The sequence below is a fragment of the Paracoccus jeotgali genome, assembly GCF_002865605.1.
GTDB classification, from domain to species: Bacteria; Pseudomonadota; Alphaproteobacteria; order Rhodobacterales; family Rhodobacteraceae; genus Paracoccus; species Paracoccus jeotgali.
Genome location: NZ_CP025583.1, coordinates 715,047 through 741,564 on the forward strand (window position 1 = coordinate 715,047; position 26,518 = coordinate 741,564).

The 26,518-nt window shown below is 67.2% G+C and carries 24 protein-coding genes; 9 read left to right on the forward strand and 15 right to left on the reverse strand.

The genetic code is table 11. The annotated features are described in order from the left end of the window. The first annotated feature begins 9 nt into the window (after positions 1–9). From CYR75_RS03635 to cysE, 3 genes are read left to right on the forward strand one after another with little or no spacing between them, the layout of a single operon-like run. Positions 10–3,873 carry a baseplate multidomain protein megatron gene (locus tag CYR75_RS03635; protein WP_101498885.1) on the forward strand — a complete coding sequence of 1,288 codons (3,864 nt, stop codon included), beginning with the start codon at positions 10–12 and terminating at the stop codon, positions 3,871–3,873. After that, positions 3,873–4,589 carry a DUF2793 domain-containing protein gene (locus CYR75_RS03640; RefSeq protein WP_101498886.1) on the forward strand — a complete coding sequence of 239 codons (717 nt, stop codon included), beginning with the start codon at positions 3,873–3,875 and terminating at the stop codon, positions 4,587–4,589. The genes CYR75_RS03635 and CYR75_RS03640 overlap by 1 nt, the downstream gene beginning before the upstream one ends. A 52-nt stretch (positions 4,590–4,641) precedes the next feature. Beyond that, positions 4,642–5,502 carry a serine O-acetyltransferase gene (gene cysE / locus CYR75_RS03645; RefSeq protein WP_101498887.1) on the forward strand — a complete coding sequence of 287 codons (861 nt, stop codon included), beginning with the start codon at positions 4,642–4,644 and terminating at the stop codon, positions 5,500–5,502. 17 nt (positions 5,503–5,519) lie between these two features. On the opposite strand, the gene CYR75_RS03650 is transcribed toward cysE, so the two are convergent. From CYR75_RS03650 to CYR75_RS03680, 7 genes are all read right to left on the reverse strand, one after another. Continuing rightward, entirely contained in the window at positions 5,520–6,197 is a 678-nt protein-coding gene (locus CYR75_RS03650; protein WP_101498888.1) for an NAD-dependent deacylase, read from the reverse strand. After that, entirely contained in the window at positions 6,197–6,496 is a 300-nt protein-coding gene (locus CYR75_RS03655) for a hypothetical protein (protein ID WP_101498889.1), read from the reverse strand. The genes CYR75_RS03650 and CYR75_RS03655 overlap by 1 nt, the downstream gene beginning before the upstream one ends. A 148-nt stretch (positions 6,497–6,644) precedes the next feature. Beyond that, positions 6,645–6,770 (reverse strand): hypothetical protein, encoded by a 126-nt coding sequence (locus CYR75_RS16580; protein WP_264080902.1) that lies wholly within the window; start codon positions 6,768–6,770, stop codon positions 6,645–6,647. Between the two features lie 75 nt (positions 6,771–6,845). Continuing rightward, entirely contained in the window at positions 6,846–8,561 is a 1,716-nt protein-coding gene (ade, locus tag CYR75_RS03665; protein ID WP_101498890.1) for an adenine deaminase, read from the reverse strand. Positions 8,562–8,615: 54 nt separating this feature from the next. Beyond that, complete coding sequence (locus CYR75_RS03670) at positions 8,616–8,798, reverse strand: hypothetical protein (RefSeq protein WP_101498891.1); 183 nt, start codon at positions 8,796–8,798, stop codon at positions 8,616–8,618. Between the two features lie 207 nt (positions 8,799–9,005). Then, positions 9,006–10,805 (reverse strand): translation elongation factor 4, encoded by a 1,800-nt coding sequence (gene lepA / locus CYR75_RS03675; protein WP_101498892.1) that lies wholly within the window; start codon positions 10,803–10,805, stop codon positions 9,006–9,008. Positions 10,806–10,886: 81 nt separating this feature from the next. Beyond that, entirely contained in the window at positions 10,887–11,666 is a 780-nt protein-coding gene (locus tag CYR75_RS03680; RefSeq protein ID WP_101498893.1) for an alpha/beta fold hydrolase, read from the reverse strand. Between the two features lie 70 nt (positions 11,667–11,736). On the opposite strand from CYR75_RS03680, the gene CYR75_RS03685 reads away from it, so the two are divergent. The 3 genes from CYR75_RS03685 to CYR75_RS03695 are packed head-to-tail and all read left to right on the forward strand — an operon-like array spanning position 11,737 to position 13,821. Continuing rightward, complete coding sequence (locus CYR75_RS03685) at positions 11,737–12,120, forward strand: hypothetical protein (protein WP_101498894.1); 384 nt, start codon at positions 11,737–11,739, stop codon at positions 12,118–12,120. A gap of 55 nt (positions 12,121–12,175) precedes the next feature. Then, a complete protein-coding gene (gene miaB, locus CYR75_RS03690; protein ID WP_101498895.1) occupies positions 12,176–13,489 on the forward strand; it encodes a tRNA (N6-isopentenyl adenosine(37)-C2)-methylthiotransferase MiaB in 1,314 nt (437 codons plus the stop codon). Continuing rightward, positions 13,489–13,821, forward strand: a complete 333-nt coding sequence (locus tag CYR75_RS03695) for a DMT family transporter (protein WP_101498896.1) — start codon at positions 13,489–13,491, stop codon at positions 13,819–13,821. Before miaB ends, CYR75_RS03695 begins: the two co-directional genes overlap by 1 nt. A gap of 139 nt (positions 13,822–13,960) precedes the next feature. On the opposite strand, the gene CYR75_RS03700 is transcribed toward CYR75_RS03695, so the two are convergent. From CYR75_RS03700 to CYR75_RS03710, 3 genes are all read right to left on the reverse strand, one after another. Then, on the reverse strand, positions 13,961–14,410 hold the full coding sequence (locus CYR75_RS03700; RefSeq protein ID WP_101498897.1) for a DUF4177 domain-containing protein: 450 nt from the start codon (positions 14,408–14,410) through the stop codon (positions 13,961–13,963). 73 nt (positions 14,411–14,483) lie between these two features. Further along, positions 14,484–15,998 (reverse strand): Asp-tRNA(Asn)/Glu-tRNA(Gln) amidotransferase subunit GatB, encoded by a 1,515-nt coding sequence (gene gatB / locus CYR75_RS03705; RefSeq protein ID WP_101498898.1) that lies wholly within the window; start codon positions 15,996–15,998, stop codon positions 14,484–14,486. A gap of 110 nt (positions 15,999–16,108) precedes the next feature. Further along, a complete protein-coding gene (locus CYR75_RS03710; protein WP_101498899.1) occupies positions 16,109–17,491 on the reverse strand; it encodes a M20/M25/M40 family metallo-hydrolase in 1,383 nt (460 codons plus the stop codon). Positions 17,492–17,647: 156 nt separating this feature from the next. On the opposite strand from CYR75_RS03710, the gene hemA reads away from it, so the two are divergent. Next, positions 17,648–18,877, forward strand: a complete 1,230-nt coding sequence (gene hemA / locus CYR75_RS03715) for a 5-aminolevulinate synthase (RefSeq protein ID WP_101498900.1) — start codon at positions 17,648–17,650, stop codon at positions 18,875–18,877. A gap of 206 nt (positions 18,878–19,083) precedes the next feature. After that, positions 19,084–20,271: a helix-turn-helix domain-containing protein gene (locus tag CYR75_RS03720; RefSeq protein WP_101500852.1), complete on the forward strand. Its 1,188-nt coding sequence runs from the start codon at positions 19,084–19,086 to the stop codon at positions 20,269–20,271. Between the two features lie 171 nt (positions 20,272–20,442). Here CYR75_RS03720 and hemN read toward each other — a convergent pair whose 3' ends face one another. Further along, a complete protein-coding gene (hemN, locus tag CYR75_RS03725; protein ID WP_101498901.1) occupies positions 20,443–21,801 on the reverse strand; it encodes an oxygen-independent coproporphyrinogen III oxidase in 1,359 nt (452 codons plus the stop codon). 37 nt (positions 21,802–21,838) lie between these two features. Between hemN and fnrL the strand changes: the two genes are divergently transcribed. Continuing rightward, positions 21,839–22,615, forward strand: coding sequence for a transcriptional regulator FnrL (gene fnrL, locus CYR75_RS03730; protein ID WP_101498902.1), 777 nt, complete (start codon positions 21,839–21,841; stop codon positions 22,613–22,615). Here the strand turns inward: fnrL and CYR75_RS03735 are convergent. Genes CYR75_RS03735 through CYR75_RS03745 form a run of 4 tightly spaced genes read right to left on the reverse strand, consistent with a single transcriptional unit; the run spans position 22,612 to position 26,428 of the window. Next, a complete protein-coding gene (locus CYR75_RS03735) occupies positions 22,612–23,295 on the reverse strand; it encodes a M48 family metallopeptidase (RefSeq protein WP_101498903.1) in 684 nt (227 codons plus the stop codon). The genes fnrL and CYR75_RS03735 overlap by 4 nt on opposite strands. A gap of 45 nt (positions 23,296–23,340) precedes the next feature. Further along, positions 23,341–24,522: a vWA domain-containing protein gene (locus CYR75_RS03740; RefSeq protein ID WP_101498904.1), complete on the reverse strand. Its 1,182-nt coding sequence runs from the start codon at positions 24,520–24,522 to the stop codon at positions 23,341–23,343. After that, positions 24,522–24,686, reverse strand: a complete 165-nt coding sequence (locus CYR75_RS16200) for a hypothetical protein (protein ID WP_192876678.1) — start codon at positions 24,684–24,686, stop codon at positions 24,522–24,524. The genes CYR75_RS03740 and CYR75_RS16200 overlap by 1 nt, the downstream gene beginning before the upstream one ends. After that, positions 24,683–26,428: a 2-isopropylmalate synthase gene (locus tag CYR75_RS03745; protein WP_101498905.1), complete on the reverse strand. Its 1,746-nt coding sequence runs from the start codon at positions 26,426–26,428 to the stop codon at positions 24,683–24,685. The genes CYR75_RS16200 and CYR75_RS03745 overlap by 4 nt, the downstream gene beginning before the upstream one ends. Positions 26,429–26,518 lie beyond the last annotated feature (90 nt).

Genomic DNA, 26,518 nt, shown 5'->3' on the forward strand with positions numbered 1-26,518 from the left:
GAGTTCGCCATGGCGACGATCCTGTTATCCGCTGTCGGTGCCTCGCTGGGGGCAGGATTTGGCGGCACTGTTCTGGGCCTGGGCGGGGCGGTCATCGGCCGCGCCATCGGCGCCACTGTCGGCCGGGTCATCGATCAGCGGCTGCTGGGCGGCGGCGCGCAGGCGGTCGAGACCGGCCGCATCGACCGGCTGCGCTTCCAGACCACCGGCGAGGGCGTGTCGATCCCGCGTGTCTGGGGGCAGATGCGCCTGCCGGGTCACGTCATCTGGGCCGCGCCGCTGACCGAGATCTCGTCTTCGCGCAAGGCGGGGAAGGGGACGGCGCCGCGGGTGACGAATGTCTCGTATCGGCTCAGCTTTGCGCTGGCGCTCTGCGAGGGGCCGATCCTGGGCATCGGGCGGGTCTGGGCGGATGGCGAGGAAGTCGCGCCCTCTGACATGAACATGCGGGTCTATACCGGCAGCGAGGATCAGCAGCCCGACCCCTGCATCGCCGCCCACGAGGCCGAGGCCGCGCCCGCCTATCGCGGCACGGCCTATGTGGTGATCGAGGAACTGGCACTGGAGAAATGGGGCAACCGCCTGCCGCAGCTGAGCTTTGAGGTCACGCGCGCCAGCCAGAGCGGCGGCGATCTGTCGCAGCAGGTGCAGGCGGTCGCGATGATCCCCGGCACGGGCGAGTATTCGTTGGCGACGACTCCGGTCAGCTATGATCTGGGTCTGGGTGCGCGGGCGGCGGCGAACAGCGCCACGGCGCTGGCGCGGACGGATTTTCTGGCCTCGCTGGACTGTCTGCGTCGGGAGCTGCCGCGGGCGAGGTCGGTGTCGCTGGTGGTGTCGTGGTTCGGGGACGATCTGCGCGTCGGTCACTGCACCCTGCGGCCCAAGGTCGAAGATACCGGCCGCGACGGCGATGCGATGAAATGGCGCGCGGGCGGGATCGGTCGGGCGCAGGCGCAGATGGTGGCGCGAAAGGACGATCGGCCGATCTATGGCGGGACGCCTGCCGATGCCTCGGTTGTCGAGGCGCTGCGGGCGCTGCGTGCGGAAGGCTGCAAGCCGGTCTTCTATCCCTTTATCCTGATGGAGCAGCTAGCCGGGAACGGCCGGCCCGATCCGTGGTCGGGCGCGGCGGATCAGCCGGTCATGCCCTGGCGCGGTCGCATCACCGCCGAGATCGCACCGGGCCGCGAGGGCAGCCCGGACGGCAGCGCCGAGAACGCCGCCGATATCGCGCGGTTCTTCGGCACCGCCGCCCGCGACGATTTTTCCGTGCGCGACGGCCGCGTGATCTATAGCGGCCCGACCGAGTGGAGCTATCGCCGCTTTATCCTGCATTACGCGCATCTCTGCGCGTTGGCGGGTGGGGTGGACGCGTTCCTGATCGGCTCGGAAATGCTCGGGCTGACGCAGTTGCGCGGGCCGGGAAACAGCTTTCCGGCTGTCGCGGCGCTGCGGGCGCTTGCGGCGGATGTGCGCGCGATTCTGGGGCCGTCGGTCAAGATCAGCTATGCCGCCGACTGGTCGGAGTATTATGGCTATCACCCCGGCGGCGGCGAGGCGTTCTTTCACCTCGACCCGCTTTGGGCCGATGCGAATATCGATTTCATCGGCATCGACAACTACATGCCGCTCTCCGACTGGCGCGAGGGCGAGGAGCATCTGGATGCCCATTGGGGCCGGATCGACGCGCCCGGCTATCTGGAATCGCAGGTCGCGGGGGGCGAGGGCTATGACTGGTATTATGCCGATCCCGCCCATCGCGAGGCGCAGATCCGCACGCCCATCACCGACGGCACCCATCAGGAACCGTGGCTGTGGCGCTACAAGGATCTGCTGAACTGGTGGTCGCGTCCGCATCACGACCGGCCGTTGGGCGAGCGGAGCGCGGTCGCGACTGCCTGGGTGCCGCGATCAAAACCGTTCTGGTTCACCGAGATCGGCTGCGCGGCGCTGGACAAGGCGACCAACCAGCCGAACAAGTTCCTGGACGCCAACAGCTCGGAATCGATGCTGCCCTATTACTCGACCGGGCGGCGCGACGATGTGGTGCAGGCGGCCTATCTGCGGGCGCTGACCGGCTATTGGGGCGATCCGGCGAACAACCCGATCGGCGTCTATGGCGGGCCGATGGTCGACATGTCGCGCGCCCATGTCTGGTGCTGGGACACGCGACCCTTTCCGGCCTTTCCGGGACGGGTCGATCTGTGGGCCGATGGTCCGGCGTGGGAGCGGGGGCATTGGCTGAACGGGCGCGCCGGTGCCGTGCCGCTGGCCTCGGTCGTGGCGGATGTCTGTCTGGCCGCGGGGGTCACGGCGTTCGACAGCGCGGGGCTGTCGGGGGTGGTGCGGGGCTATGTGGCACAGGGCGGCGAGACGCCGCGTGCGGTGCTGCAACCGCTGATGCTGGCTTACGGTTTCGACGCGGTCGAGCGTGACGGCGTGCTGCGCTTTGTCATGCGCGACGGGCTGGTGACGGCGGCCCTGGCCGAGCCGGAGCTGGCCGAACAGCAGGACGGGGCGCATGAGACGGTGCGCGCGCCTGATGCCGAGATGACCGGCCGGCTGCGGCTGTCGCATGTCGCGGTGGGGGATGCCTATGCGACCTCGACCGTCGAGGCGGTGCTGCCGGGCGATCCCTCGCCCGCCGTGGCCGAGAGCGAGATCCCGCTGCTGCTGACCGTGCCCGAGGCGCGGGCCGTGGCCGAACGCTGGTTGGCGGAATCGCATATCAGCCGCGACACGATCCGCTTTACCCTGCCGCCGTCGCAGGCGCGGTTCGGGCCGGGGGATGTGATCGCCCTGACCCGGCGCGGCGATGCCGGGCCCACGCGCTGGCGCATCGACCGGGTCGAGCGTGCCGGCAGCGTCACCGTCGATGCCGTGCGGACCGAGGCCGGCGTCTATCGCCCGGCGGACCAGCTGGACCACGCGATCAGCGTGCCGCGCTATCAGCCGCCCTTGCCGGTGCTGCCGCTGATCATGGACCTGCCGCTGATGCGGGGCTCCGAGGTGCCGCACGCGCCGCATCTGGCGGTGGCGGCGAAGCCCTGGCCGGGCTCGGTCGCCGCCTATGCCTCGGACGAGGCCGAGGGCGGCTTCATGCTGAACGCGACGCTGCCGCAGGGGGCGATGATCGGGCGGACCGAAAACGTCCTGCCGCGTGCGCGGTCCGGTCTGCTTGACCGGGGCGAGCCGCTGCGGGTGCGGTTCAGCGATGGGGCGCTGTCGTCGGTCTCGATGCAGTCGCTGCTGCAGGGTGCGAACCGTCTCGCGATCGGCGATGGCAGCCCGGAGAACTGGGAGATCCTGCAGTTCCGGGCCGCGGTGCCGCTGGCGCCCGGCTATTGGGCGCTGAGCGAGCGGTTGCGCGGGCAATGCGGGACCGATGCGCTGATGCCCGCGGCGTGGCCCATCGGATCGGTCGTCGTCGTGCTGGACGAATCGCTGACGCAGCTGGGGCTGGACCCGGTGCTGCTGGGGCAGCGCCGCTTTTGGCGGGTCGGTCCGGCGCAGCGGACGGTCGACGATGCCAGCTATGTGTTGCGCGAAACCGCGACGCGGGGTGCCGGGCTGCGGCCGTTGTCGCCCTGTCACCTGCGGCTGTCGGGCGACCGGCTGCGCTGGACCCGCCGCACGCGGCATCAGGGCGACCGCTGGGATCTGCCCGAGGTGCCGCTGGCCGAGGCGCGCGAATCCTATCTGGTGCGCGTCGTCGCGGATGGGGTGACGCGCGATTTCAGCACCGCCTCGCCCTCGCTGGTGCTGCCTGCCGATCTGCTGGCGCTGGTCGGGACCGGGCGGATGACCGTCGCGGTGGCGCAGATCTCTGACGATTACGGCCCCGGCCTATTCACCGAAAGGAGCTTTTGATGACCGATCACGCGACCCCCCGACTGTCCCTGCCTCTGGTGCAGGCGGCGCAAGCCCAGAAGCATGTGACGGTGAACGAATCGCTGGCCCGGCTGGACGGCATGGTGAACCTTGTCTTGCAAAGCGCGCAGCTTGACGCGCCCCCCGGCCAGCCGGTCGAGGGGGCGTGCTACGGCGTTCCGCCGGGCGCGAGCGGGGCCTGGGCCGGGCAGGACGGGCGCATCGCGATGGCCGCGAATGGCGGCGGGTGGAGCTATGTCGAGCCGCGGCGCGGGATGCAGGCGTTTGTGGCTGATCGCGGCGTCAGCGCGGTGTTCGACGGCGAACTGTGGGTCGAGGGTGCGCTGACGCTGGGGCAGTTCGGCTCTGCCCTGATGGCGCGGACGGAAGAGATCGAGTTGGATCTGACGTCAGGCGGCAGCGTCACCTCGACCCTGTATCTGCCGCCGGGCGGGATGGTGATCGGGGTTGCGGCGCGGGTGACGCAGGCGATCACAGGATCTCTGTTCAGCTGGCGGCTGGGGACCGAGGGCGCGCTGGACCGCTTTGGCGCGAATCTGGGCACGCAGGCGGGGTCATGGGCGCGAGGGATGCTGTCGCAGCCGCTGACCTATTGGGAGCCTGCGCCGGTGATCCTGACCGCGACCGGCGGCGACTTCGCTGGCGGGCGGGTGCGGATCGCGGCGCATTGGCTGGAACTCGGCCTGCCGGGGTGACGGCTTTCCGGCTGCGCGGGTTTGCGGTAAGTTGCGTCAAAAGGAGACCGCGATGAGCCGCAGCCTGCAGCCCCTGACCTCTGTCGTGCCGCCCTCGGGCGACGCGGCCATCTGGTCGCAGATCCGCGCCGAAGCCCATGACGCGATCACCGCCGAGCCGCTGCTGGGCGCGCTGATCCATGCCGGGCTGCTGCATCACGAGAACCTGCAATCGGCGCTGACCTATCGATTCGCGATGAAGCTGTCCTCGGACGAGATGAGCGCACAATTGCTGCGCGAGATCGCGGCCGAGGCCTATGCCTCGCGCCCGGAACTGGTCGCGGCGGCCAAGGCGGATCTGTGCGCGGTGTACGAGCGCGACCCGGCGACCCATCGGCTGATCCAGCCGCTGCTGTTCTACAAGGGATTTCAGGCGCTTCAGGCCTATCGCGTCGGGCATTGGCTGTGGACCGAGGGGCGGCGCGACATGGCCTATTTCGTGCAGATGCGCTGCTCGGAGGCGTTCGGGGTGGATATTCACCCGGCCGCGCGGGTCGGCAAGGGGGTCATGATCGACCACGCCCATTCCATCGTCATCGGCGAGACTGCGGTGGTCGGGGACGATGTGTCGATGCTGCATTCGGTGACGCTGGGCGGGACCGGCAAGGCGGATGGCGACCGGCATCCGAAGATCGGGGCAGGCGTGCTGATCGGGGCCGGGGCCAAGGTGCTGGGCAATATCCGGGTGGGTCATTCCAGCCGGATTGCGGCGGGGTCAGTGGTGCTGACCGAGGTGCCGCCCTGCAAGACCGTGGCAGGGGTGCCGGCGCGGATCGTGGGTGATGCCGGCTGTTCAGAACCCGCGATGAGCATGGACCACCTGATCGAGATGGTCGAGGATGGCAGGCGCGGCACCGAGGTCGGCGACGACTGAGGCGCGCGGCCAGCGGGTCAGCCGAGGCTGGCCACCCATTCCGGGACGATGCGGCTGGCGGGGCCGGTCAGATGCTCGTGAAAGTCACGGCTGACGGCCGAGCGGTCGAGGTTGATCTCGACGCAATGGGCCCCGGCGCGGTTGGCGTGCTGTCCGAACCCCGCCGCCGGATAGACCTGACCCGAGGTGCCGATGGCGGCGAATACCTCTGCCTGTTCAAGGGCTTCCCAGATCTTCTCCATGTGATAGGGCATCTCGCCGAACCAGACGATGTCGGGGCGCGCGGCATGGGTGTTGCAGGCCGGGCAATAGGTGGCGAGGTCGGTTTCCATCGGGCTGGGCCAGCGATGGCCGCAGGCGGCGCAAAGCGCCTGGGTCAGCTGCCCGTGCATGTGGATGACGTCGATCGAGCCGGCCCGTTCATGCAGATCGTCGACGTTCTGCGTCACCAGCGTCACCTGATGGCGGCGCTGCAGATCCGCGAGGGCGCGGTGCGCGGCGTTGGGCTGCGCCGCCGCGGCGGCGGCGCGTCGGGCGTTGTAGAAGCGGTGGACCAGTTCCGGGTCGCGGGCGAAGCCTTCGGGTGTCGCCACATCCTCGATGTGGTGATCCTCCCACAGCCCGTTATCGTCGCGGAAGGTGCGCAGGCCGCTTTCGGCCGAGATCCCGGCGCCGGTCAGGATGACCATTCGCATTAACGGCAGTAAGCCTCGGCCGCGCCGGCGAACGCCTTGTAGCGCGCCCAGAAGGCGTTGTCGGCGTCGCGTTTCGACATGCGGACGACCTGGGCGCGGTGCGGATCGCGGAAGAAGGACGCGGCGAGGCGCTGATCGGCGCGCGATAGCGTCTGGTTGGCCACCTGCTGCGCGCATTGGCACAGATTGGGCTGGCGGGCGCCCCGGTCCGACCGGATGCAGGCGCTGTCGATGGGGCCGGCCATGGCCAGCGGCGTCGTCAGAATGATCGCTGCAGCGGCGATGAGAATGCGGTTCATCACTGTCTCCTCAGATTGCCTGGAGCCTTTACGGCTTTTTGCGGCGCGGTGGCCGATGGGATCAGCCTAGCAAGAATGGGGCGGCCTCTCAATCATCGGCTGAGGGCAAGGGTGGCCCAGAGGGTGCAAGGCCGCCCCATATCTTGTGTCAGGCGGGCTGCGGCGTGTAGCCGGCGTCGCGAATCACCTGCATGGCGCGGTCGGCGTCGAGCCCGTCCACAGTGACGCTGTGCGCGTCGAGGTCGACCTGCGCGGTGCCGCCGGCCTCGGTCACGGCACGTCGATCGCGGCCTTGCAGTGGCCACAGGTCATGTCGGGGACGCTGAGTTTCATTGGGTTCTCCTTGGGGTCAGGGGGGAGGTTGGGCGTCGGGCGCGGTCGGGATGACTTGAAAGCGGTCGACGTCGATCATGCCCAGATCGGTGATCTTCAGATGCGGAATGACCGGCAGCGCCAGGAAAGCGAGCTGCAGGAAGGGTTCGTCCAGCACCACGCCCAGTTCGCGCGCCGCGGCCCGCAGGTTGACGAGGCCGTCATGGATGACCTCGAAGGGCTGGTCGCTCATCAACCCGGCGATGGGTAGGGCGAGTTCGGCCTGCACCTGCCCGTCGCGCGTCACCACGAAACCGCCGCCGATCTGGCCCAATCGCCTGGCCGCCAGCGTCATGTCGGCGTAATCGACCCCGACAAGCGCGATGTTGTGGTGGTCGTGGCACAGCGTCGAGCCGATGGCGCCCTTGCTGATGCCGAAGCCGCGCACGAAGCCGCAGGCGATGTTGCCGTTGCGGCCGTGGCGCTCGACGATGGCGATGCGGGCGAGGTCGCGGGACGGGTCGGGGCGGCGGTCGCCGTCGGTGTCGGCGATGGTTTCCGTCAGGTGGTCGGTCAGGATGCGGCCGGGCTGGATGCCGATGACGGGGGTCGGGCCCGCGCCGGGCAGGCGGAAGCTGTCGGGGCCAAGGGGCGGGACATGGACCGAGCCGAGGCCCACCGGCGCGGGCGATGTGCGGCCGCGAAAGGCGTCGGGCGTGGCCTCGACCCCGCCGCAGAAGACGCGGGCGACGGCGCAGCTTTCGACACCGGACAGCACCACGATATCGGCGCGCTTGCCGGGTGCGATCTGGCCGCGATCCTTCAGCCCGAAGGCCTCTGCCCCGGACAGCGAGGCGGCGCGATAGACCGCCAGCGGGTCGCAGCCATGCCCGATCAGCCGGCGGATCATCGCATCCAGATGCCCTTCCTCGGCGATCTCGAGCGGGTTGCGGTCGTCGGTGCACAGGCACATGTAGGGCGCGGTGAGCGGCGTCAGCACGGGCGCGAGCGCGTCGAGATCCTTGGAGACCGATCCCTCGCGGATCAGGACGCGCATGCCCTTTTGCAGCTTTTCGGTGGCCTCGGCGGCCGAGGTGGCCTCATGCTCGGTGCGGATGCCCGCCGAGAGATAGGCGTTCAGGTCGCGCCCCGACAGCAGCGGCGCGTGACCGTCGATGTGGCGACCGGCGAAGGCGCGCAGCTTTTCCATGCAGTCGGGGTCGCGGGCCAGAACGCCGGGGTAGTTCATAAACTCCGCCAGCCCGATCACGGCCTGATGATCGGCAAGCGCCAGCAGGTCATCCGCCGACAGCGCCGCGCCCGAGGTTTCCAGCGACGAGGACGGCACGCAAGAGGACAGGTTGACCCGCAGGTCCATCAGCATCCCGGGTGCGGCGTCGAGAAAATAGCGAATGCCGGCGGCACCGGTGACATTGGCGATTTCATGCGGGTCGCAGATCGCCGTGGTGATGCCGCGCGGCGCGACGCAGCGGTCGAATTCCGACGGGGTCAGGCAAGAGCTTTCGACATGCAGATGCGTGTCGATGAAGCCCGGCACCAGCACCTTGCCCGAGACGTCGATCTGGCGCCGACCGTCATAGCTGGCGCCGATGCCGACGATGGTGTCGCCGCAGATGGCGACGTCGCCCTTGATCCGGGCGCCCGTGACCATGCACCAGACCTCACCACCTTTCAGGACCAGATCGGCGGGAACCTCGCCCTTGCCTTGTGCGATGCGGTCTTCGATGGTCATGCGGTCCCCTTTTGGTGGTGATGATGTGAGACGCGGCCGCGATCTGCAAGGGCGTCAGGCGCCGCGCACCTGCCGGGCGACGAACCATGTGATCGGCAGCGCCAGCACCGCACCCGCGCCCGCCGCCATCAGGATCGAGCGCCAGTCGTAAAGCCCCATGGTCAGCACCACCACGACGCCGATCCCGGCTAGTGAGGTCATGATGATAGGCAGCAGCAACATGAACAGGCGAGTCATCTGGGTCTCCTTTAACACGCAGGCGCAGGATGCTGGTTCTGCGGGCATCCTGCCTTGATGCGGATCAAACCGCATCGGGCAGGTGCCGCGGCTGGACCTGCGACGGGGTCAGGGTAGGGTGGCAGGCAGGGGCGCGCAAGCGCGCCAGCCGGCTTTGCGGTCGCGTTTCGCGACGGGGCCGCAAGCCGCGCATGCGGTGATCGGGCGTCAGTTATCCATCTTCAGCGCCTGGATGAAGGCGCTTTGCGGGATTTCGACCTTGCCGAACTGGCGCATCTTCTTCTTGCCGGCCTTCTGCTTTTCCAGCAGCTTTTTCTTGCGCGTCGCGTCGCCGCCGTAACATTTCGCGGTGACGTCCTTGCGCATCGCCGACAGCGTCTCGCGTGCGACGACCCGGCTGCCGATGGCGGCCTGGATCGGGATCTTGAACATGTGGCGCGGGATCAGCTCTTTCAGCTTTTCGACCATGACCCGGCCCCGCGCCTCGGCGCGGTCGCGGTGGACCATGATGGACAGCGCATCGACCGGCTCGTCATTGACCAGGATCGACATCTTGACGAGGTAATCCTCGCGGTAGTCGCTGATCTGATAGTCGAAGCTGGCATAGCCCTTCGTCACCGATTTCAGCCGGTCGTAGAAGTCGAAGACCACCTCGGCCAGCGGCAGGTCATACACCACCATCGCGCGGCTGCCGGCATAGGTCAGGTCCATCTGGATGCCGCGCCGGTCCTGACAGAGCTTCAGCACGTCGCCCAGATATTCGTCGGGGACCATGATCGTGGCTTTGATGCGCGGCTCTTCGATATGATCGACCAGGGTCAGGTCGGGCATGTCGGCGGGGTTGTGCAGTTCGCGCACCTCGGCGTCGCGCATGTGCAGGCGGAAGACGACGCTTGGCGCGGTGGTGATCAGGTCCAGATCGTATTCGCGTTCCAGACGGTCGCGGATCACCTCTAGGTGCAGCAGCCCGAGGAAGCCGCAGCGGAAGCCGAAGCCGAGCGCGGCCGAGGTCTCCATCTCGTAGCTGAAACTGGCGTCGTTCAGCGCGAGTTTCTCGATCGCCTCGCGCAACCCCTCGAAATCATTGGCATCGACCGGGAAAAGGCCGCAGAACACCACCGGCTGCGCGGGTTTGAAACCGGGCAGGGGCTTGGTGGCGGGCTTTTTCTCGTGCGTGACGGTGTCGCCGACGCGGGTGTCGCGGACCTGCTTGATCGAGGCGGTGAATACGCCGATCTCGCCCGGTCCCAGTTCGGCGATGTCTACCATCTGCGGGGTCAGCACGGCCAGCTTGTCCAGCCGATAGCTGGCGTTGGTCTGCATCATCTTCACCTGGTCGCCACGGCGGATCACTCCGTCCATGACCCGGATCATCACCACGACGCCCAGATAGGCGTCATACCAGCTATCGACCAGCATCGCTTTCAGCGGCGCGTCGCGGTCGCCCTTGGGGGCGGGCAGGCGGGTGACGATGGCCTCAAGCACGTCGGGGATGCCGAGGCCGGTCTTGGCGCTGATCGGGACGGCGTTGCTGGCGTCGATGCCGATCACATCCTCGATCTGTTCCTTGACCCGGTCTGGTTCGGCGGCGGGCAAGTCGATCTTGTTCAGCACCGGCACGATTTCATGATCCGCGTCGATGGCCTGATAGACATTGGCCAGCGTCTGCGCCTCGACCCCCTGGGTCGCGTCGACCACCAGCAAGCTGCCTTCAACCGCGCGCATCGAGCGGCTGACCTCGTAGGCGAAGTCGACATGGCCTGGGGTGTCGATCAGGTTCAGAACATAGGTCCGGCCATCCTTTGCGGGATAGGCGATGCGGACGGTGTTGGCCTTGATGGTGATGCCGCGCTCGCGCTCGATATCCATGCTGTCCAGCATCTGCGCCTTCATGTCGCGTTCGGCGACGGTGCCGGTCAGCTGGATCAGCCGGTCGGCCAGCGTGGATTTGCCGTGGTCGATATGCGCCACGATCGAGAAATTGCGGATGAGGTCAAGGTCGGTCATGAGCCGCCTATACAGGGCCGCCGCGGGCGCGGGAAGAGGGTTTGCGCGATGCCGGAACGGCGCGCGTTCCGGACGCCCGCGTCAGGCCAGAAAGGCGGCCACGCAATCGGCCACCAGCCGCGGCTGTTCGGCATGAAGCCAGTGCCCGGCATCGTCGATCTTGCGCAGTTCGGCCTGCGGGAAAAAGCGGCGGATCGCGGCCTCGCCCTCGGCCTCGATATAGTTTGAGCGGGCGCCGCCGACGAACAGCGTCGGCCCGTCAAAGCTGCCCTGCGGGGCGTTTTCGGGCCAGCCGGTGATCTGCGTCATCAGTTCGTGCAGCACCGGCAAGTTCAGCTTCCAGCGCGCCGGATCGGCTTTCAGGTCGAGGCTTTGCAGCAGGAAGGCGCGCACGCCCGCCTCGTCCACCTTGGCAAGTCTTTTATCGGCGTCCGAGCGCAGTTTCAGGCCCGACAGGTCCAGATCCTGCATCGCCTCGATCAGCCGGATCTGGCTGTGCTCATAGGCCAGCGGCGCGATGTCCAGCACCACCAGACGACGGATCAGCGCCGGCTGGGTCAGCGCCAGCAGCATCCCCGCCTTGCCACCCATGGAATGCCCGACCAGATCGGCCGTGCCGCCATGCTGCGTGATCACATCGGCCAGATCCTGCGCCATCGCGGCATAAGAGTGATCGGGGTCGTGAAACGACTCACCATGGTTGCGCATGTCGACCGAGATCACGCGGCGGCTGTCCTCCATCCGCCGGGCCAGCCCGCCGAGGTTCTTGGCCGAGCCGAACAGCCCATGCGCCAGCAGCACCGGCGGCAGGCGGCTGTCGCTGCCCGAAACGATCACATTCAAGCTCTTGTCATCCGTCATGCGCGCAGGTTAGCCGGGCTGGCCCGCCGTTGCCAGCCCGACTATGCTGGCCGGCATTGCAGGAGGTGCGATGACGCCGTTGAACGTCAGAAGCTGGGCCGAAGAGGTGGCGGTCCTGATGGCCTCGCGCCTCGGTGGCGTCAGGCGGGGCGAGGTGGTGACGCTGGACGTCATGCTGCGGCGCCGGGGCCGGGCGCTGCCGCGCAAGCTGTATCGCAAGGCGGTGATCCTGCGCGATGCCGAGGCCGTCACCAACATCCCCAAGATCGCGCGGCAGACTAATTTCGCCCCGGCAGCCCAGGCCCATGCCGATCTGGTCGCCTATCTGAAACCCTTTGGCCGGCTGACGCGGGTGCAGGAACGGGCGACGAACTTCGCCGCCTCGGTGGTGTTCGGGCTGCTGGTTCTGGGGGCGGTGATCCTGTGGGTTCTGGTCTGGCGCGGCTGGCTGTAACGGACTTTGCTTTGCCCGCGATCTCGGCTAGAAGCGCGCGCAAAGGATACCCCCAATGGCCGAACCGAAAAAGCTCTTCATCAAGACCTATGGCTGTCAGATGAACGTCTATGACAGCGCGCGCATGGCCGAGGCGATGGGCGCGGACGGCTATGTCCTGACCGAGGATCAGGGGCAGGCCGACATGGTGCTGCTGAACACCTGCCATATCCGCGAAAAGGCGGCCGAGAAGCTGTATTCCGATCTGGGCCGGCTGAAGCCGCTGAAGGCCGACCGCCCCGACCTGAAGATCGCCGTCGCCGGCTGCGTGGCGCAGGCCGAGGGGCAAGAGATCGTGAACCGGATGCCGCTGGTCGATCTGGTCGTCGGCCCGCAGACCTATCACCGCCTGCCCGCCATGGCGCGGGGCGAGGGGCCGGCCGTGCTGACCGAGTTCCCGGCCGAGGACAAGTTCGACCACCTGCCCCAGACCCGCAACACCCGCCGCGCGCCCACGGCCTTTCTGACCGTGCAGGAAGGCTGCGACAAGTTCTGCGCCTTTTGCGTCGTGCCCTATACCCGCGGGGCCGAGGTCTCGCGCCCGGTCGAGCGGATCCTGGCCGAGGCGCGGGATCTGGTCTCGCGCGGGGTGCGCGAGCTGACCTTGCTGGGGCAGAACGTGAATGGCTGGCACGGGCTGGGGCCGGACGGGCGCGAATGGCAGTTCGGGCGGTTGATCCGGGCGGTGGCCGAAATCGACGGGCTCGACCGCATCCGCTATACCACCAGCCATCCCAACGACATGGGCGATGACCTGATCGCCGCCCATTGCGACGAACCGAAGCTGATGCCCTATCTGCATCTGCCGGTTCAGTCCGGCTCTGACCGGGTGCTGAAGGCGATGAACCGCAAGCACCATGCCGCCGACTATCTGCGCCTGATCGAGCGCATCCGCGAGGCGCGGCCGGACATCCTGCTGACCTCGGATTTCATCGTGGGCTTTCCCGGCGAGACCGAGCAGGACCACCAGGACACGCTGCGCCTGATCGAGACGGTGGGTTACGGCATGGCCTACAGCTTCAAATACTCGCCCCGTCCCGGCACGCCTGCCGCAGGCCGCGACGAGGTCGCGCCCGAGGTCGCGGACCGCCGCCTGCAAGAGCTGCAGGCGCTGCTGACCAGGCAGCAAAAGGCCGCGCAGCAGGGCATGGTCGGGCGGCGTGTCGGGGTGCTGATCGAGAAGAAGGGCCGCGAGGCCGGGCAGATGATCGGGAAATCGGACTATCTGCACTCGGTCTTCGTCGAGGCGCCCGAGGCCGCGATCGGCGCGCTGGTGCAGGTCGAGATCACGGAATCGGCGTCGAACTCGCTGGCGGGGCGGCTGATCTGATGCCGATCTGGCTGTGGCTGGGGGGCGCCATCATCCTCGAGGTCGTGGGCACGACGGCACTGCAGCAATCGGCGCAGTTCACCCGCGTGATCCCGACGCTGATCATGGCGCTGTGCTATGGGCTGGCCTTCTACGCGCTGTCGGTGGTCGTGCAGTCGATGCCGATGGGGATCGTCTATGCGATCTGGTCGGGGGCCGGGATCGCACTGATCTCACTGATCGGGGCGCTGTTTCTGCGCCAGCATCTGGACCTTGCCGGGCTGATCGGGATCGGGCTGATCACCTCGGGCGTGGTGGTCATCAACCTGTTTTCCGGCGCCGGGCCGCATTAGGCCGGGGCGCCTGCTCGGGTTGCTTGACCGCAGAGGGGCGGAGACCCGGTTTCGATCCGACCCCGACCTGATCGGCCTGCACGCGTCGCGCCGCATGAGACGCTGACACATGCGCTAACCGCGTAACCCCTAGGCCGCCTCAGCCCGCCTTGTCGCCCGCATCCGGCTTGATTGCCGGGCGCATCGGCTCCGAGAACACGGGCGAGCTGTGCTGCGCCGTGACTTCGGGCGAGGGCGAGGTGGTCAGGCGGCTGGCGACCGGCGGGGTGGCCGCGGCGACGGCCTGCGGGTCGGGCGGGGGCGGCGGTTCGGCGGGACGCGCCTGCGGTTCGGGTGCAGGCGCCTTCACGTCCGAAACCGGGCGGCGGAACATCAGCAGGTTGTGGAACAGCGTCGTGCGACCGGTCAGCCCGCTGCGCTCTTCCGAGGGCAGGGTGTCGGCGCGCAGATACTCCCACCCCTGGGCGGCCTCGGCGTTGATCGCGGCGGTGACCGCCAGCGCAAAGCGGTCGGACGGAGTCTTTGCCCCGCGCGCCTTCTCGCCCTTCATCGGGGCAGGAACGGCCTTGTATTCATAGCTCTGGCTCATCGAACATCCCGGAGTCGCGGTTTCGGTCGAGGGTCTTGCCGCCGGCCCGGCCAGTGGCGCGGGCCGGTGCGGGCTATTGCCCCAGCTTCTGCGCCACCAACTCATTCACCGCCGCCGGGTTCGCCTTGCCGCCGGTAGCTTTCAGCACCTGACCGACGAACCAGCCGGCCAGCTTGGGGTTGGCCTTGGCCTTTTCCACCTGCGCCGGGTTTTCGGCGATGATGCGATCCACGGCGGCCTCGATCTCGCCCAGATCGGTGACCTGCTTCATGCCGCGCGCCTCGACGATCTGCGCCGGGTCGCCGCCCTCGGTCCAGAGGATATCGAACAGGTCCTTGGCGATCTTGCCGGAGATCTCGCCCTTGGCGATCAGGTCGATGACCCCGCCAAGCTGATCAGCCGAGACCGGCGACTCGCCCACCCCCATCCCCTGCTTGTTCAGGCGGCCGAACAATTCGTTGATGACCCAGTTCGCCGCCATCTTGCCGTCGCGGCCATTGGCCACGGCCTCGAAGAAGTCGGCGTTCTCGACCTCGGCCGTCAGCACGACGGCGTCGTATTCCGACAGCCCAAGATCGCGCACGAAACGCGCCTTCTTGGCGTCGGGCAGTTCCGGCATGGTGGCGTTGATCGAATCGACCCAAGCCTGCTCGATTTCCAGCGGCAGCAGGTCGGGATCGGGGAAGTAGCGGTAATCATGCGCCTCTTCCTTGGACCGCATCGAGCGCGTCTCGCCCCGGTCGGGATCGTAGAGCCGGGTTTCCTGGACCACCTGCTTGCCGTCCTCGATCAGCGCGATCTGGCGGCGGGCCTCGTATTCGATGGCCTGCTGGATGAAGCGCAGCGAGTTCATGTTCTTGATCTCGCAGCGGGTGCCGAGATGGCTGAAATCCTGCGTCTCCTGATACCGCTCATAAGCGCCGGGCTTGCAGACCGAGACGTTTACGTCGGCGCGCAGATTGCCGTTCTGCATGTTGCCGTCGCAGGTGCCCAGATAGCGCATGATCTGGCGCAGCTTGCTGACATAGGCCGCGGCCTCTTCGGCGCTGCGGATGTCGGGGCGGCTGACGATCTCCATCAGGGCGACGCCGGTGCGGTTGAAATCGACGAAGGACATGTTGGGGTCCATGTCGTGAATCGACTTGCCCGCATCCTGTTCCAGATGGATCCGCTCGATCCGCACACGGCGGGCGACGCCGGGGGCGATGTCGACGATGATCTCGCCCTCGCCCACGATGGGGTGGTAAAGCTGGCTGATCTGATAGCCCTGCGGCAGGTCGGGGTAGAAATAGTTCTTGCGATCGAAGGCGCTGAACAGGTTGATCGCGGCCTTCAGCCCCAGTCCGGTGCGCACCGCCTGTTCGACGCAATATTCGTTCAGCACCGGCAGCATGCCGGGCATGGCGGCATCGACAAAGGCTACATTGCTGTTCGGTTCGGCCCCGAAAACGGTCGAGGCGCCGGAAAACAGCTTGGCCCGGCTGCTGACCTGGGCGTGAACCTCCAGCCCGATCACCAGCTCCCAGTCAGAGGTCGCGCCGGCGATGCGCCTGGCTTCGGGGGCGGTAAATTCGAGATGGTCGAGCATGAGAGCCTCTTGTCGCGGGTTGGTCGGGTTCTAGGCAAAACGCCGCTGCGCGACAAGCATCACCTGCAAGGGGTGCGGGCCCATGCAGGCGATGCCCGGCGCGGGTGCGGTCAGCGCAGCGCGGCGAGAATGCGCGCCCAGCTTCGCGCGCCCTTGGCGAAGCTTTCGACGTCGTATTTCTCATTCGGGGAATGGATGCGGTCATCGTCGCGGGCAAAGCCCACCAGCAGCGAATCCATGCCCAGCAGGCGCTTGAAATCGCCCGCCACGGGGATCGAGCCGCCCATGCCGATGAACACCGCCTCGCGGCCCCATTCCTGACCCAAGGCCTCTCGCGCGGCGACAAAGGCCGGGTCCGAGACATCCATGACCGAGGCGGGCGAGCCGCCATGTTCGGCGAATTCGACGCTGCAATCCTCGGGCAGGAAGCTGCGGACATGGTCGCGGAACGCCTTGCGGATGGCGGCGGGGTCCTGGGTGCCGGTCAGGCGGAAGCTGACCTTGGCGCGCGCCTCGGCCGGCAGCACGGTCTTGAAGCCGTCGCCGGTATAGCCGCCGGTGATGCCGTTGATCTCGGCCGTGGGTCGGTTCCACACCATCTCGAGCGGCATCCGCCCCTTTTCCCCGACCGGGTGCTTCAGGCCGACGCGCTGCAGGAACTCGGCCGCGTCGAAATCCAGCCCCTCCCAGTCGCGGCGCTGGGTGTCGGTCAGATCGGTGGTGCCGTCGTAAAAGCCGGGCAGGGTGACGGTGCCGTCCTTGTCCTTCAGCGCCGCCAGCGCGTTGCACAGGATCTGGATCGGGTTCGCCGCCAGCCCGCCGAAGCTGCCCGAATGCAGGTCGCGGTCGGCGCCCCGGACGATGATCTCCTCGCCCACCAGGCCGCGCAGCTGGGTCGAGATGGCGGGGCGGCCATCGGCGTAACGCGCGGTGTCGCAGATCAGCGCGAGGCTCTGCGACAACTCGTCGCGGTGTTCTTCGAGGAAGGGGATCAGCGAGGGCGAACCGGACTCCTCCTCGCCTTCGAACAGCAGCGTCAGCCCGCGCGGCAACTCGCCATGCACCGCCTTCCACGCCCGACAGGCCTCGAGGAAGGTCATCAACTGGCCCTTGTCGTCGGACGCGCCGCGACCGCGAATGACCTTGCCGGCGGGCGTATCCTCGACCGCGGGTTCAAAGGGCGGGCGGTCCCACAGATGCAGCGGATCGACCGGCTGGACGTCATAGTGACCATAGAAAAGCAGCGTGCGTTCAGTGCCTTGCGGCGTCGAGGCAACGACCATCGGATGCCCATTGGTGGGGCGGATATCGGCGGTAAAGCCCAGACCCACCAGCTCGTCGCGCAGCCATTCGGCGGCCCGCTGCACATCGGCGTCATGCGCCGGATCGGTCGAGATCGAGGGGATGCGCAGGAACCCCATCAGCCGGTCGATCGCCTGGGGAAGATCGGCGTCCAGCCGGTCGAGGATTTCATCGAGTTTCGCGTCGGTCATGGTCTCCTGACTCTTTCACTTAGTCTTTTCGTCCGGTATCTGTCTGGCACAAAAGGGAAATTACCCCTGTCCCTTTGCCGGTTTGACCCTTATCAATGTGGGGTCCGCTCGATCTGACATGATCGCCCCCAGCATAGCAAGGCAAGGGACCCCGCGATGGATTATGAATCAGCCCTCGATCTGGCCATCGGCAAGCTGCACGATGAAGGCCGTTATCGCACCTTTATCGACATCGAACGCCGCAAGGGTGCCTTTCCGCATGCTGTCTGGACCCGCCCCGACGGGCAGGAACAGGAAATCACCGTCTGGTGCGGCAATGATTATCTGGGCATGGGCCAGCATCCCACGGTCCTCGCCGCCATGCACGAGGCGCTTGACGCGACCGGCGCCGGCTCTGGCGGGACGCGCAACATCTCGGGCACGACGATCTATCACAAGCGGCTCGAGGCCGAGCTCGCCGACCTGCACCAGAAGCAGACGGCGCTGGTGTTCAGCAGCGCCTATATCGCCAATGACGCCACGCTCTCGACCATGCGCAAGCTGTTTCCGGGGCTGATCATCTATTCGGACGAGCTGAATCACGCCTCGATGATCGAGGGGATCAAGCGCTTCGACGGCGCCAAGCGGATCTTCCGCCACAACGACACCGACCATCTGCGCGAATTGCTGGCCGCCGACGATCCGCAGGCGCCCAAGCTGATCGCCTTCGAATCGATCTATTCCATGGATGGCGATTTCGGCCCCATCGCCGCGATCTGCGATCTGGCCGACGAATTCAACGCTCTGACCTATCTGGACGAGGTTCACGCCGTCGGCATGTATGGTCCGCGCGGCGGCGGCGTCGCCGAACGCGACGGGCTGTGCGACCGCATCGACATCTTCAACGGCACGCTGGGCAAGGCCTTCGGCGTGTTCGGCGGCTATATCGCGGCCAGCGACAAGATGGTCGACGCGATCCGGTCCTATGCGCCGGGCTTCATCTTCACCACCTCGCTGCCGCCGGCGGTGGCGGCCGGTGCCGCGGCCTCGATCAAGCTGCTGAAAAGCGCCGAGGGGCAGCGCCTGCGCGACGCCCAGCAACTGCATGCGCGCATCCTCAAGATGCGGCTCAAGGGGCTGGGCATGCCGATCATCGACCATGGCAGCCATATCGTGCCGGTCCATGTCGGCAACCCGGTGCATTGCAAGCTGCTGTCGGACATGCTGCTGCGCGATTGCGGCATCTATGTGCAGCCGATCAACTTTCCGACGGTGCCGCGCGGAACCGAACGGCTGCGCCTGACCCCGTCGCCGGTCCACACCACCGATCAGATCGACCGGCTGGTTCAGGGCCTGAATGCGCTGTGGTCGCAATGTGAACTCAACCGTTCGACTTCGGTGGCATGACCCCGCGCATGGGGTGAACCTCTCTCGCGTCTGTGATAACCTTGCCTTAAAGAAGATATGCAAATCTGCGATTCGCGCAGGTTGCAACGGGCAGAATAAAAACAGGACAGGCGTGAATGATCGGGCTGCCGGCTAAGTCTTTGCCACAGCATGACTCTGCTGCTGATGCAGGGCTGCACCTTGATGACTCGCCGCTGGGCGACATCATGCGTGGCGAGCGTGCGACCTTGGGGAAATCCCTTCTGGATGTGCAGCGCGAATTGCGCATCCGCGCCAGCTATATCGCCGCGATCGAGAATTGTGATATCTCGGCCTTTGACGCGCCCAGCTTTATCTCGGGCTATGTGCGGTCCTATGCGCGCTATCTGAAGATGGACCCCGATTGGGTGTTCCAGCGCTTCTGCGCCGAATCTGGGTTCCAGCCGACGCATGGCATGTCCGCGCTGGCCGCCGGTCCCAAGCCGCAGCGGCGGCCATCGGACCCGGCCGAGGCGCTGGCCAACCCGCGCGCGCTGTTCATCCCGCAGCGCGAATCCTTCTGGTCCTCGGTCGAGCCGCGGGCCATCGGCTCGCTGCTGGTGCTGATCGCGGTGGTCAGCGGGTTGGGCTATGGCGGCTGGTCGGTGCTGCAGGAATTGCAGAAGGTGAACCTGACCCTCGGCGATCAGGCCCCCGGCGTCACCGCCAGCCTCGACCCGGCCGAAGGCGCCGCCCGTCCGATCCCCGGCGAGATCGAGGATCTGGCGCTGAACCTGCCACAGCCCGAAGGCCTCGACCGCATCTATCGCCCGCAAGTGCTTGAAGTGCCTGTGCTGACGGCGCGGGACGGGCCCATCGCCTCGATCGACCCGGAACTGCCCAGCCTGACCGAGCTTGCCGGCCTGCCGGGCGATCCGCCCCCCGCCGGCACCGATCCCGCAGCCCCGACCGATTCGCGGCAACTGGCCCGTTCCACCGATTACGGCCCGCAGCTTCCCGCGGACCAGATGGCGGTCCGCACCGTCGCACCGGATGCGCCGGAACTGGAATTGCTGGCCGCGCGCCCGGCATGGGTGCGCGTCACCTCGGCCGATGGGACGGTGCTGCTGGAAAAGACCATGGATGCCGGCGAACGCTTTGCGCTGCCCAATCTGGAACAGCCGCCGGTCCTGCGGGCGGGAAACTCTGGCGCGGTCTATTTCGCGGTGAATGGGCGGACCTATGGCCCCGCCGCGCCCGGCGCGCAGGTGGTCAAGGATATCGAGCTGTCGCCCGCCAGTCTGACCGCGCGTTTCGCCTTTGCCGATCTGACCCAGGACGCCGATCTGGAGCGTATGGTCGCCTCGGCCGCGGTCGATCCCGGCCTGCTGCCCCCCGCCGCGCCGGGGACGGATCAGCCGGTGACGCTGGAATAGGAAAAGGTCGAGATCTAGCCGACAAGGCGCTGATATGAAAAGCAAAGGCCGGATCGCTGATCCGGCCTTTTGTTCATAGCGGTGGATGCGGCAACTTCCAACTATCGTGGATAACATACTGAAAGAAAAGGGCCGGATCACAGACCCGGCCCTGTCATTGTCTCCGGACGATCAGATCGCCGTCGAATGCCCCGTCGTCGCCACGTCATAGGCATCGAACATCCGCGCGATCATCCGGGTCAGCGGGCGGCCGTGCAGCGGGACGTTCAGGCTGCCATCCGGCTCTTGCTGGACCATATCCTCGAACCGCGACAGGATCGGCGCGAAGATCTGCGCCAGACCGCTGGCGTCAAGGCCGAAGCTGTCCTTCATCTCGCCGGCATCGACGCGGAAATCGCACATCAGTGCCTCGATCATGCGCGCGCGCATCACGTCATCGGGGCTGAAGGCATGGCCGCGCGTGACCGAGATCCGGCCCTCGCGGACCGCCTTGGTATAGGCGCCGGTGGCGGGCGCGTTCTGCGCAAAACCCTGCGGATAGCGCGAGATCGAGGACGCGCCGAGCCCGACCAGCACATCGGCCTGATCGTCGGTATAGCCCTGGAAGTTGCGCCGCAGCGTGCCGTTCCGCTGCGCCACGGCTAGCCCGTCGCCGGGGCGGGCGAAATGGTCGATGCCGATCTCGTCATAGCCATCGGCCAGGAACAGGTCGCGGGCGGTGTTGAACAGACCCAGCCGCGCCTCGGGCGAGGGCAGGGCGTCGGACGGGATCATCACCTGCCGCTTGGCCATCCACGGCACGTGGGCATAGCCATACAGCGCCACCCGGTCCGGCGACAGTGCCAGCAGCTTCTGCACCGAATCCGAGATGCGGACGCTGTCCTGATGCGGCAGGCCGAACAGGATGTCGGCATTGACGCTGGCGATGTCATGGACGCGGATCATCTCGACCGCCTGCGCGGTCAGTTCGAAGCTCTGCTCGCGGCCGATGGTCTTCTGGATCTCGGGGTCGAAATCCTGGACGCCGATGCTGGCGCGGGTCAGTCCGGCCTCGGCCAGTGCATCCAGCCGCGCCTCGTCGATCTCGTTGGGGTCGATCTCGACCGAGAACTCTGCCCCCTCGGCCAGAGGGAAGGCGTCGAAGATCGCGCCCGCGACCCGGCGCATCATCTCGGGCGGCATCAAGGTCGGCGTGCCGCCGCCCCAATGCAGCCGCGACAGCTCGATCCCCGGCGCGAGCCGGTCGCGAAGCTGCGCGATCTCGGTCAGCAGCACCTCGGCATAGGCGCGGACGGGGTCGTCCGACTGCGTGCCCTGGGTGCGGCAGGCGCAGAACCAGCACAGGCGCCGACAGAAGGGCACATGCAGGTAAAGCGAGATGGCGCTGCCCGGCGCGATGGCCGCCTGCCACGCCGCCACCTCGGCCGGGCCGATCGCCGGCTTGAACTGGGTGGCGGGCGGATATGATGTATAGCGCGGCACACGTGCGTCAAACAGCCCGAGCCGCGAGAGTTGCGATTCCTGTGTCATGGGGATAGCTTTAGCGCGCGAACAGGAAGTCACATTGATGCAAGTCAAGGCCACCAATTCAGGGGTGACGCCGCAGCCGTTTTCCGACGCCGGGACCGAGCGCTGCAGCGATTGCCCCATCCGCACCCGTGCCGTCTGCGCCAATTGTGACGCGGACGATTTCACTGTGCTGGAAGACGTCAAATACGACCGCAGCTATCAGGCCGGACAGGTGATCGTCTGGGCCGGCGAGCGGATGGATTTCGTGGCCTCGGTCATCGAAGGGGTGGCCAGCCTGACCCAGACGATGGAGGACGGGCGCACCCAGATGGTCGGGTTGCTGCTACCCAGCGATTTTCTGGGCCGTCCGGGCCGCGACCGGGCCAGCTATACCGTCACCGCCGTCAGCGATATTCGGCTGTGCTGCTTTCGCCGCAAGCCGTTCCAGCAGATGATGACCAGCAATCCGCGCCTGCCCGCCCGCCTGCTGGAGATGACGCTGGACGAGTTGGATGCCGCGCGCGAATGGCTGCTGCTTCTGGGCCGCAAATCGGCGCGGGAAAAGATCGCCTCCTTCCTGACCATCCTTGCTCGGCGCGAGGCGTCCCAGCACCGGACCGAGCCGCAGGGCGAGATCCGGCTGACCCTGCCGCTGACCCGCGATGCAATGGCGGATTATCTGGGGCTGACGCTGGAAACGGTCAGCCGCCAGATGTCGGCGCTGAAACGCGACGGGGTGATCGTGCTGACCGGCTCGCGAGAGGTGCTGCTGCCCGATTACGACCTGTTGCTGGCCGAAAGCGGCGACGATGCCGATGGCGGGGTGATCAACTAGCCCTGCCAGCGGGCGCGGTTGGCCTCGATCGCGGCGATGCGCGCGGGCGTGGGCGGGTGCGACAGCAGCCATGCGGGGGCGGCGGCGCGGCGACCGCCGGACATGCGGTCCAGCTTGCGAAACAGCGAAAGCTGCGCGTCAGGCCCGATGCCCGCCTTGACCAGCAGCGCGGTGGCGAAGCGGTCGGCCTCGAACTCGTCCTTCTGCGACAGCCGGGCGCTGAGGGCGCTGACCAGCAGCCCGACCAGCCACGGCCCGACAAAGGGCAGGAACCGCCCCAGCGTCATCAGCAGGATCGAGCGGATCACGTTCTGCCCGGCGAAATCGATCATCCGCCGCTGGCTGTGGCCGTGGGCGACATGGCCCAATTCATGCGCGACGACGCTGGCGATTTCCTCGGGCGTGACCTCGCCCGCCTCCATCCGGTTCAGAAAGCCGCGGGTGATATAGATGCGCCCATCCGGCGCGGCGAGGCCGTTCACGATGGGGATTTCATAGACCTGCGCCCGGATCGAGGGCAGGTCCATCGCCCGCCCCAGCCGCGCCAGCAGCGGTTTCAGCGCCGGGTGGTCGAGCGGGGTCGAGTTCTGCCGCAGCTCGGCCTTGGTCCGCCATGCAGAGAAGAACCACATGGCGAAGCCGTAGCAGAGGATCAGGATGATGGGCAGGAACTTCAGCATGGTTCTGAATATGGGCATTGCCATGCCCCGCCGCCAGTGGCCTGGTCAGCCAAGCAGCTTCATCGCGCGGGTCAGCCCGTCCAGCGTCAGCGGCAGCATCCGGTTTTCAAAGATCTCGCCGATCATCCCGATCGACGGCGTGTGCCCCCAGAACCGCTGCGGCACCGGGTTCAGCCAGACGTGATCGGGCCAGGTCTCGGTCACGCGCTGCAGCCAGACCGCGCCCGCCTCGGGGTTCCAGTGCTCATTGGCGCCGCCGGGGGCGATGATCTCGTAAGGCGACATCGAGGCGTCGCCGACGAAGATGCATTTATAGTCGCGGCCGAAGCGGTGCAGGATGTCCCAGGTCGGGATCGTCTGGGTCGTGCGTCGCCGCGAATCGCGCCAGACGGATTCGTAAAGGCAGTTGTGAAAGAAGAAATGTTCCATCTGCCGGAACTCGGCGCGGGCGGCGCTGAACAGCTCGTCGACGATGCGGATGTGATCGTCCATGCTGCCGCCGACATCCAGAAACAGCAGCACCTTGACCGCGTTGCGGCGCTGCGGGCGGGTCTGGACGTCGATATAGCCGTGATCGGCGGTGGCGCGGATGGTGGCGGGCAGGTCCAGCTCCTCTGCGGCACCGTGACGCGCCCATTGCCGCAACCGCTTCAGCGCCACCTTGATGTTGCGGGTGCCGAGTTCAACCGAATCGTCGAAGTCGCGGAACTCGCGCCGGTCCCAGACCTTGACCGCGCGGCGGTGGCGCGAGGTGTCCTGGCCGATGCGGACGCCTTCGGGGTTGTAGCCATGCGCGCCAAAGGGCGAGGTGCCGGCGGTGCCGATCCACTTGTTGCCGCCCTGATGGCGACCGCTCTGCTCGGCCAGACGCTCGCGCAGCTTCTGCATCAGCGATTCAAAGCTGTCGCTGCCTTGCAGGGCGGCCTTGTCTTCCTCGGTCAGCAGCTTTTCGGCCAGCTTTTCCAGCCATTCGGCGGGCAGATCAGCGCGGTCCAGCAGCGCCTCGACCGGGATCTGCTCGGCGCCCGCGAAGCTTTGCGCAAAGGCGCGGTCGAAGCGGTCGATATGGCGTTCATCCTTGACCAGACAGGCGCGGGCAAAGTGATAGAAACCGTCCGGATCATACCCCGCCACCCCCGCCTGCAACCCGCCCAGCAGGTCGAGATATTCGCGCAGGCTGACCGGCACCCCGTGCTGGCGCAGGCTGTCGAGGAAGGGGCGGAACATCAGCTCATCCGTGCGAGGATCAGCGCGACCAGCAGACCCAGCAGCACGAAAGCGAACATGTGCGCCAAGGCCCATTGCGCCCGATCCTTGGTGTCGCCGCCGACGCGCCCGGCGCGATACCAGCCAAGCGCCAGACCGAACAGGGCAAAGAGAAACACGATCATGGCGAGCTTTCAGTTTGGGCGTCAGCGCCGGGGGAAACGGGCAGGGTGACGCTGTCGGACGGCATGTCAGGCACCTGCGCGGCCGCGTCGCGGGCGGCGGCGTCTTCGGCGGCGGCCCGTGCGGCGTCTTGGGTGGCGGCGTCTTCGGAGGCGGTATCTGGCGGGGTGGCATTATCCGCGGCGCTGTCCGGCCCCGCCTCTTCGCCAGAGGCCGCGTCTGTCGCGCCCTCATCCGCGCCAGCATCGTCCGGCGACGCTGCGGCATCGGTTCCGACCTCGGCACCCTGGGACCCGCCCGCCGCGCCGTCCGCCTCGGCCGGTGCCGGTCCTTCGGTGCCCACGGGACCGGCGCGGCTCAGCCGGTTCTGGTCCCATTCGCCCGAGGCGATCTGGCCGGTCACATAGCGCATGACCCCCTGACCCTGGCGCTTTCCGGCCACGAAATTGCCGGTATAGGTATCGCCCGAGGCATAGCTGGCCACGCCCTCGCCGTCGATCTGGCCGTCCTTCCAGCCGCCCTCATAGGCGAATCCGTCGGCGGTGGTCAGCCGGCCCTGACCGTGGCGCAGCCCGGCGCGGAACTCGCCCGTATAGACGGTGCCGTCGGGATAAGTGGCCTGGCCGCGCCCCTCGCGCTGGCCCTGCTTCCATTCGCCGGTATAGACGGTGCCGTCGGGATAGCTCATCCTTCCCTGACCGTCGATGCGGGCGTCGCGGAAATTGCCCTCGTATTCCATGCCGTTGGCATAGACGGCGCGGCCCTGGCCGTGGATCACGCCCTGCTGCCACTCGCCTTCATAGATGGCACCGTCGGGATAGGCGATGCGGCCCTGCCCGTGGGGCTGGTCGGCCTGCATCGCGCCTTCATAGACCGCGCCGTCGGGATAGGTGATCCGGCCCTGACCCTGCATCGCGCCGGCCACCCAGTCGCCGACATAGACATAGCCGTCGGTGCCGGTGAAGGTGCCCTTGCCGTGGCGGCGGTCGTCGCTGAACTGGCCCTCATAGACATCGCCATTGGCATAGGTGGCCCGGCCCTCGCCCTGCCGCTTGCCGGCCCGGATCTCGCCGGAATAGAGATCCCCTGATTGCTGCGTCAGATCGCCGCGCCCGGACATCTGCCCGGCGAGCCAGGTGCCGTCATAGACCAGACCGTCGGGCATGGTCAGCTTGCCGCGCCCGGCGCGCTGCCCGTCCAGCATCTGCCCCTCATAGACCGCGCCGTCGGGATAGGTGACCCGCGCCTGACCCTGCTTGACCCCGTCGACCCAGTCGCCTTCATAGCGATAGCCGCCGGGCTGGGTCATCACGCCCTTGCCGTGGTGCAGATAGTTGCGGAAGCCGCCCTGATATTCGGCGCCATTGGCATAGACCGCGACGCCCTCGCCGGTGATGACGCCGTCCTTCCAGTCGCCCTCATAGGTGCCGCCATCGGCATAGGTGATCTTGCCCTTGCCGGACGGCTTGCCCTTTTCGAACCCGCCGACATAGACCGAGCCGTCGGGAAAGCGCGCCTCGCCCTGGCCCCTGATCTCGCCCTCGACCCAGTCGCCGGTGTAGACATAGCCCGAGGGCAGGGTATAGGTGCCGCGCCCATGCTGAAGCCCGCCGCGAAAGGTGCCTTCATAGACGCCGCCGGCATCGTCGCGGCGCGTCAGCACCTCGCCCGAGACCGCGCTGCTGTCCTGCGCCATTGCCGGCACTGCCAGCGCCAGCAGGGCGGCTGCGAAAGCTGCCTTCATCCGTGCCTCCGTTCTTTGGTCTTCCCTTTAGCCGAGTTGGAACCGCAGCGCAAAGCCTGCCGTTCCCCCCGGTCGCGGCCTGCGCTAGGC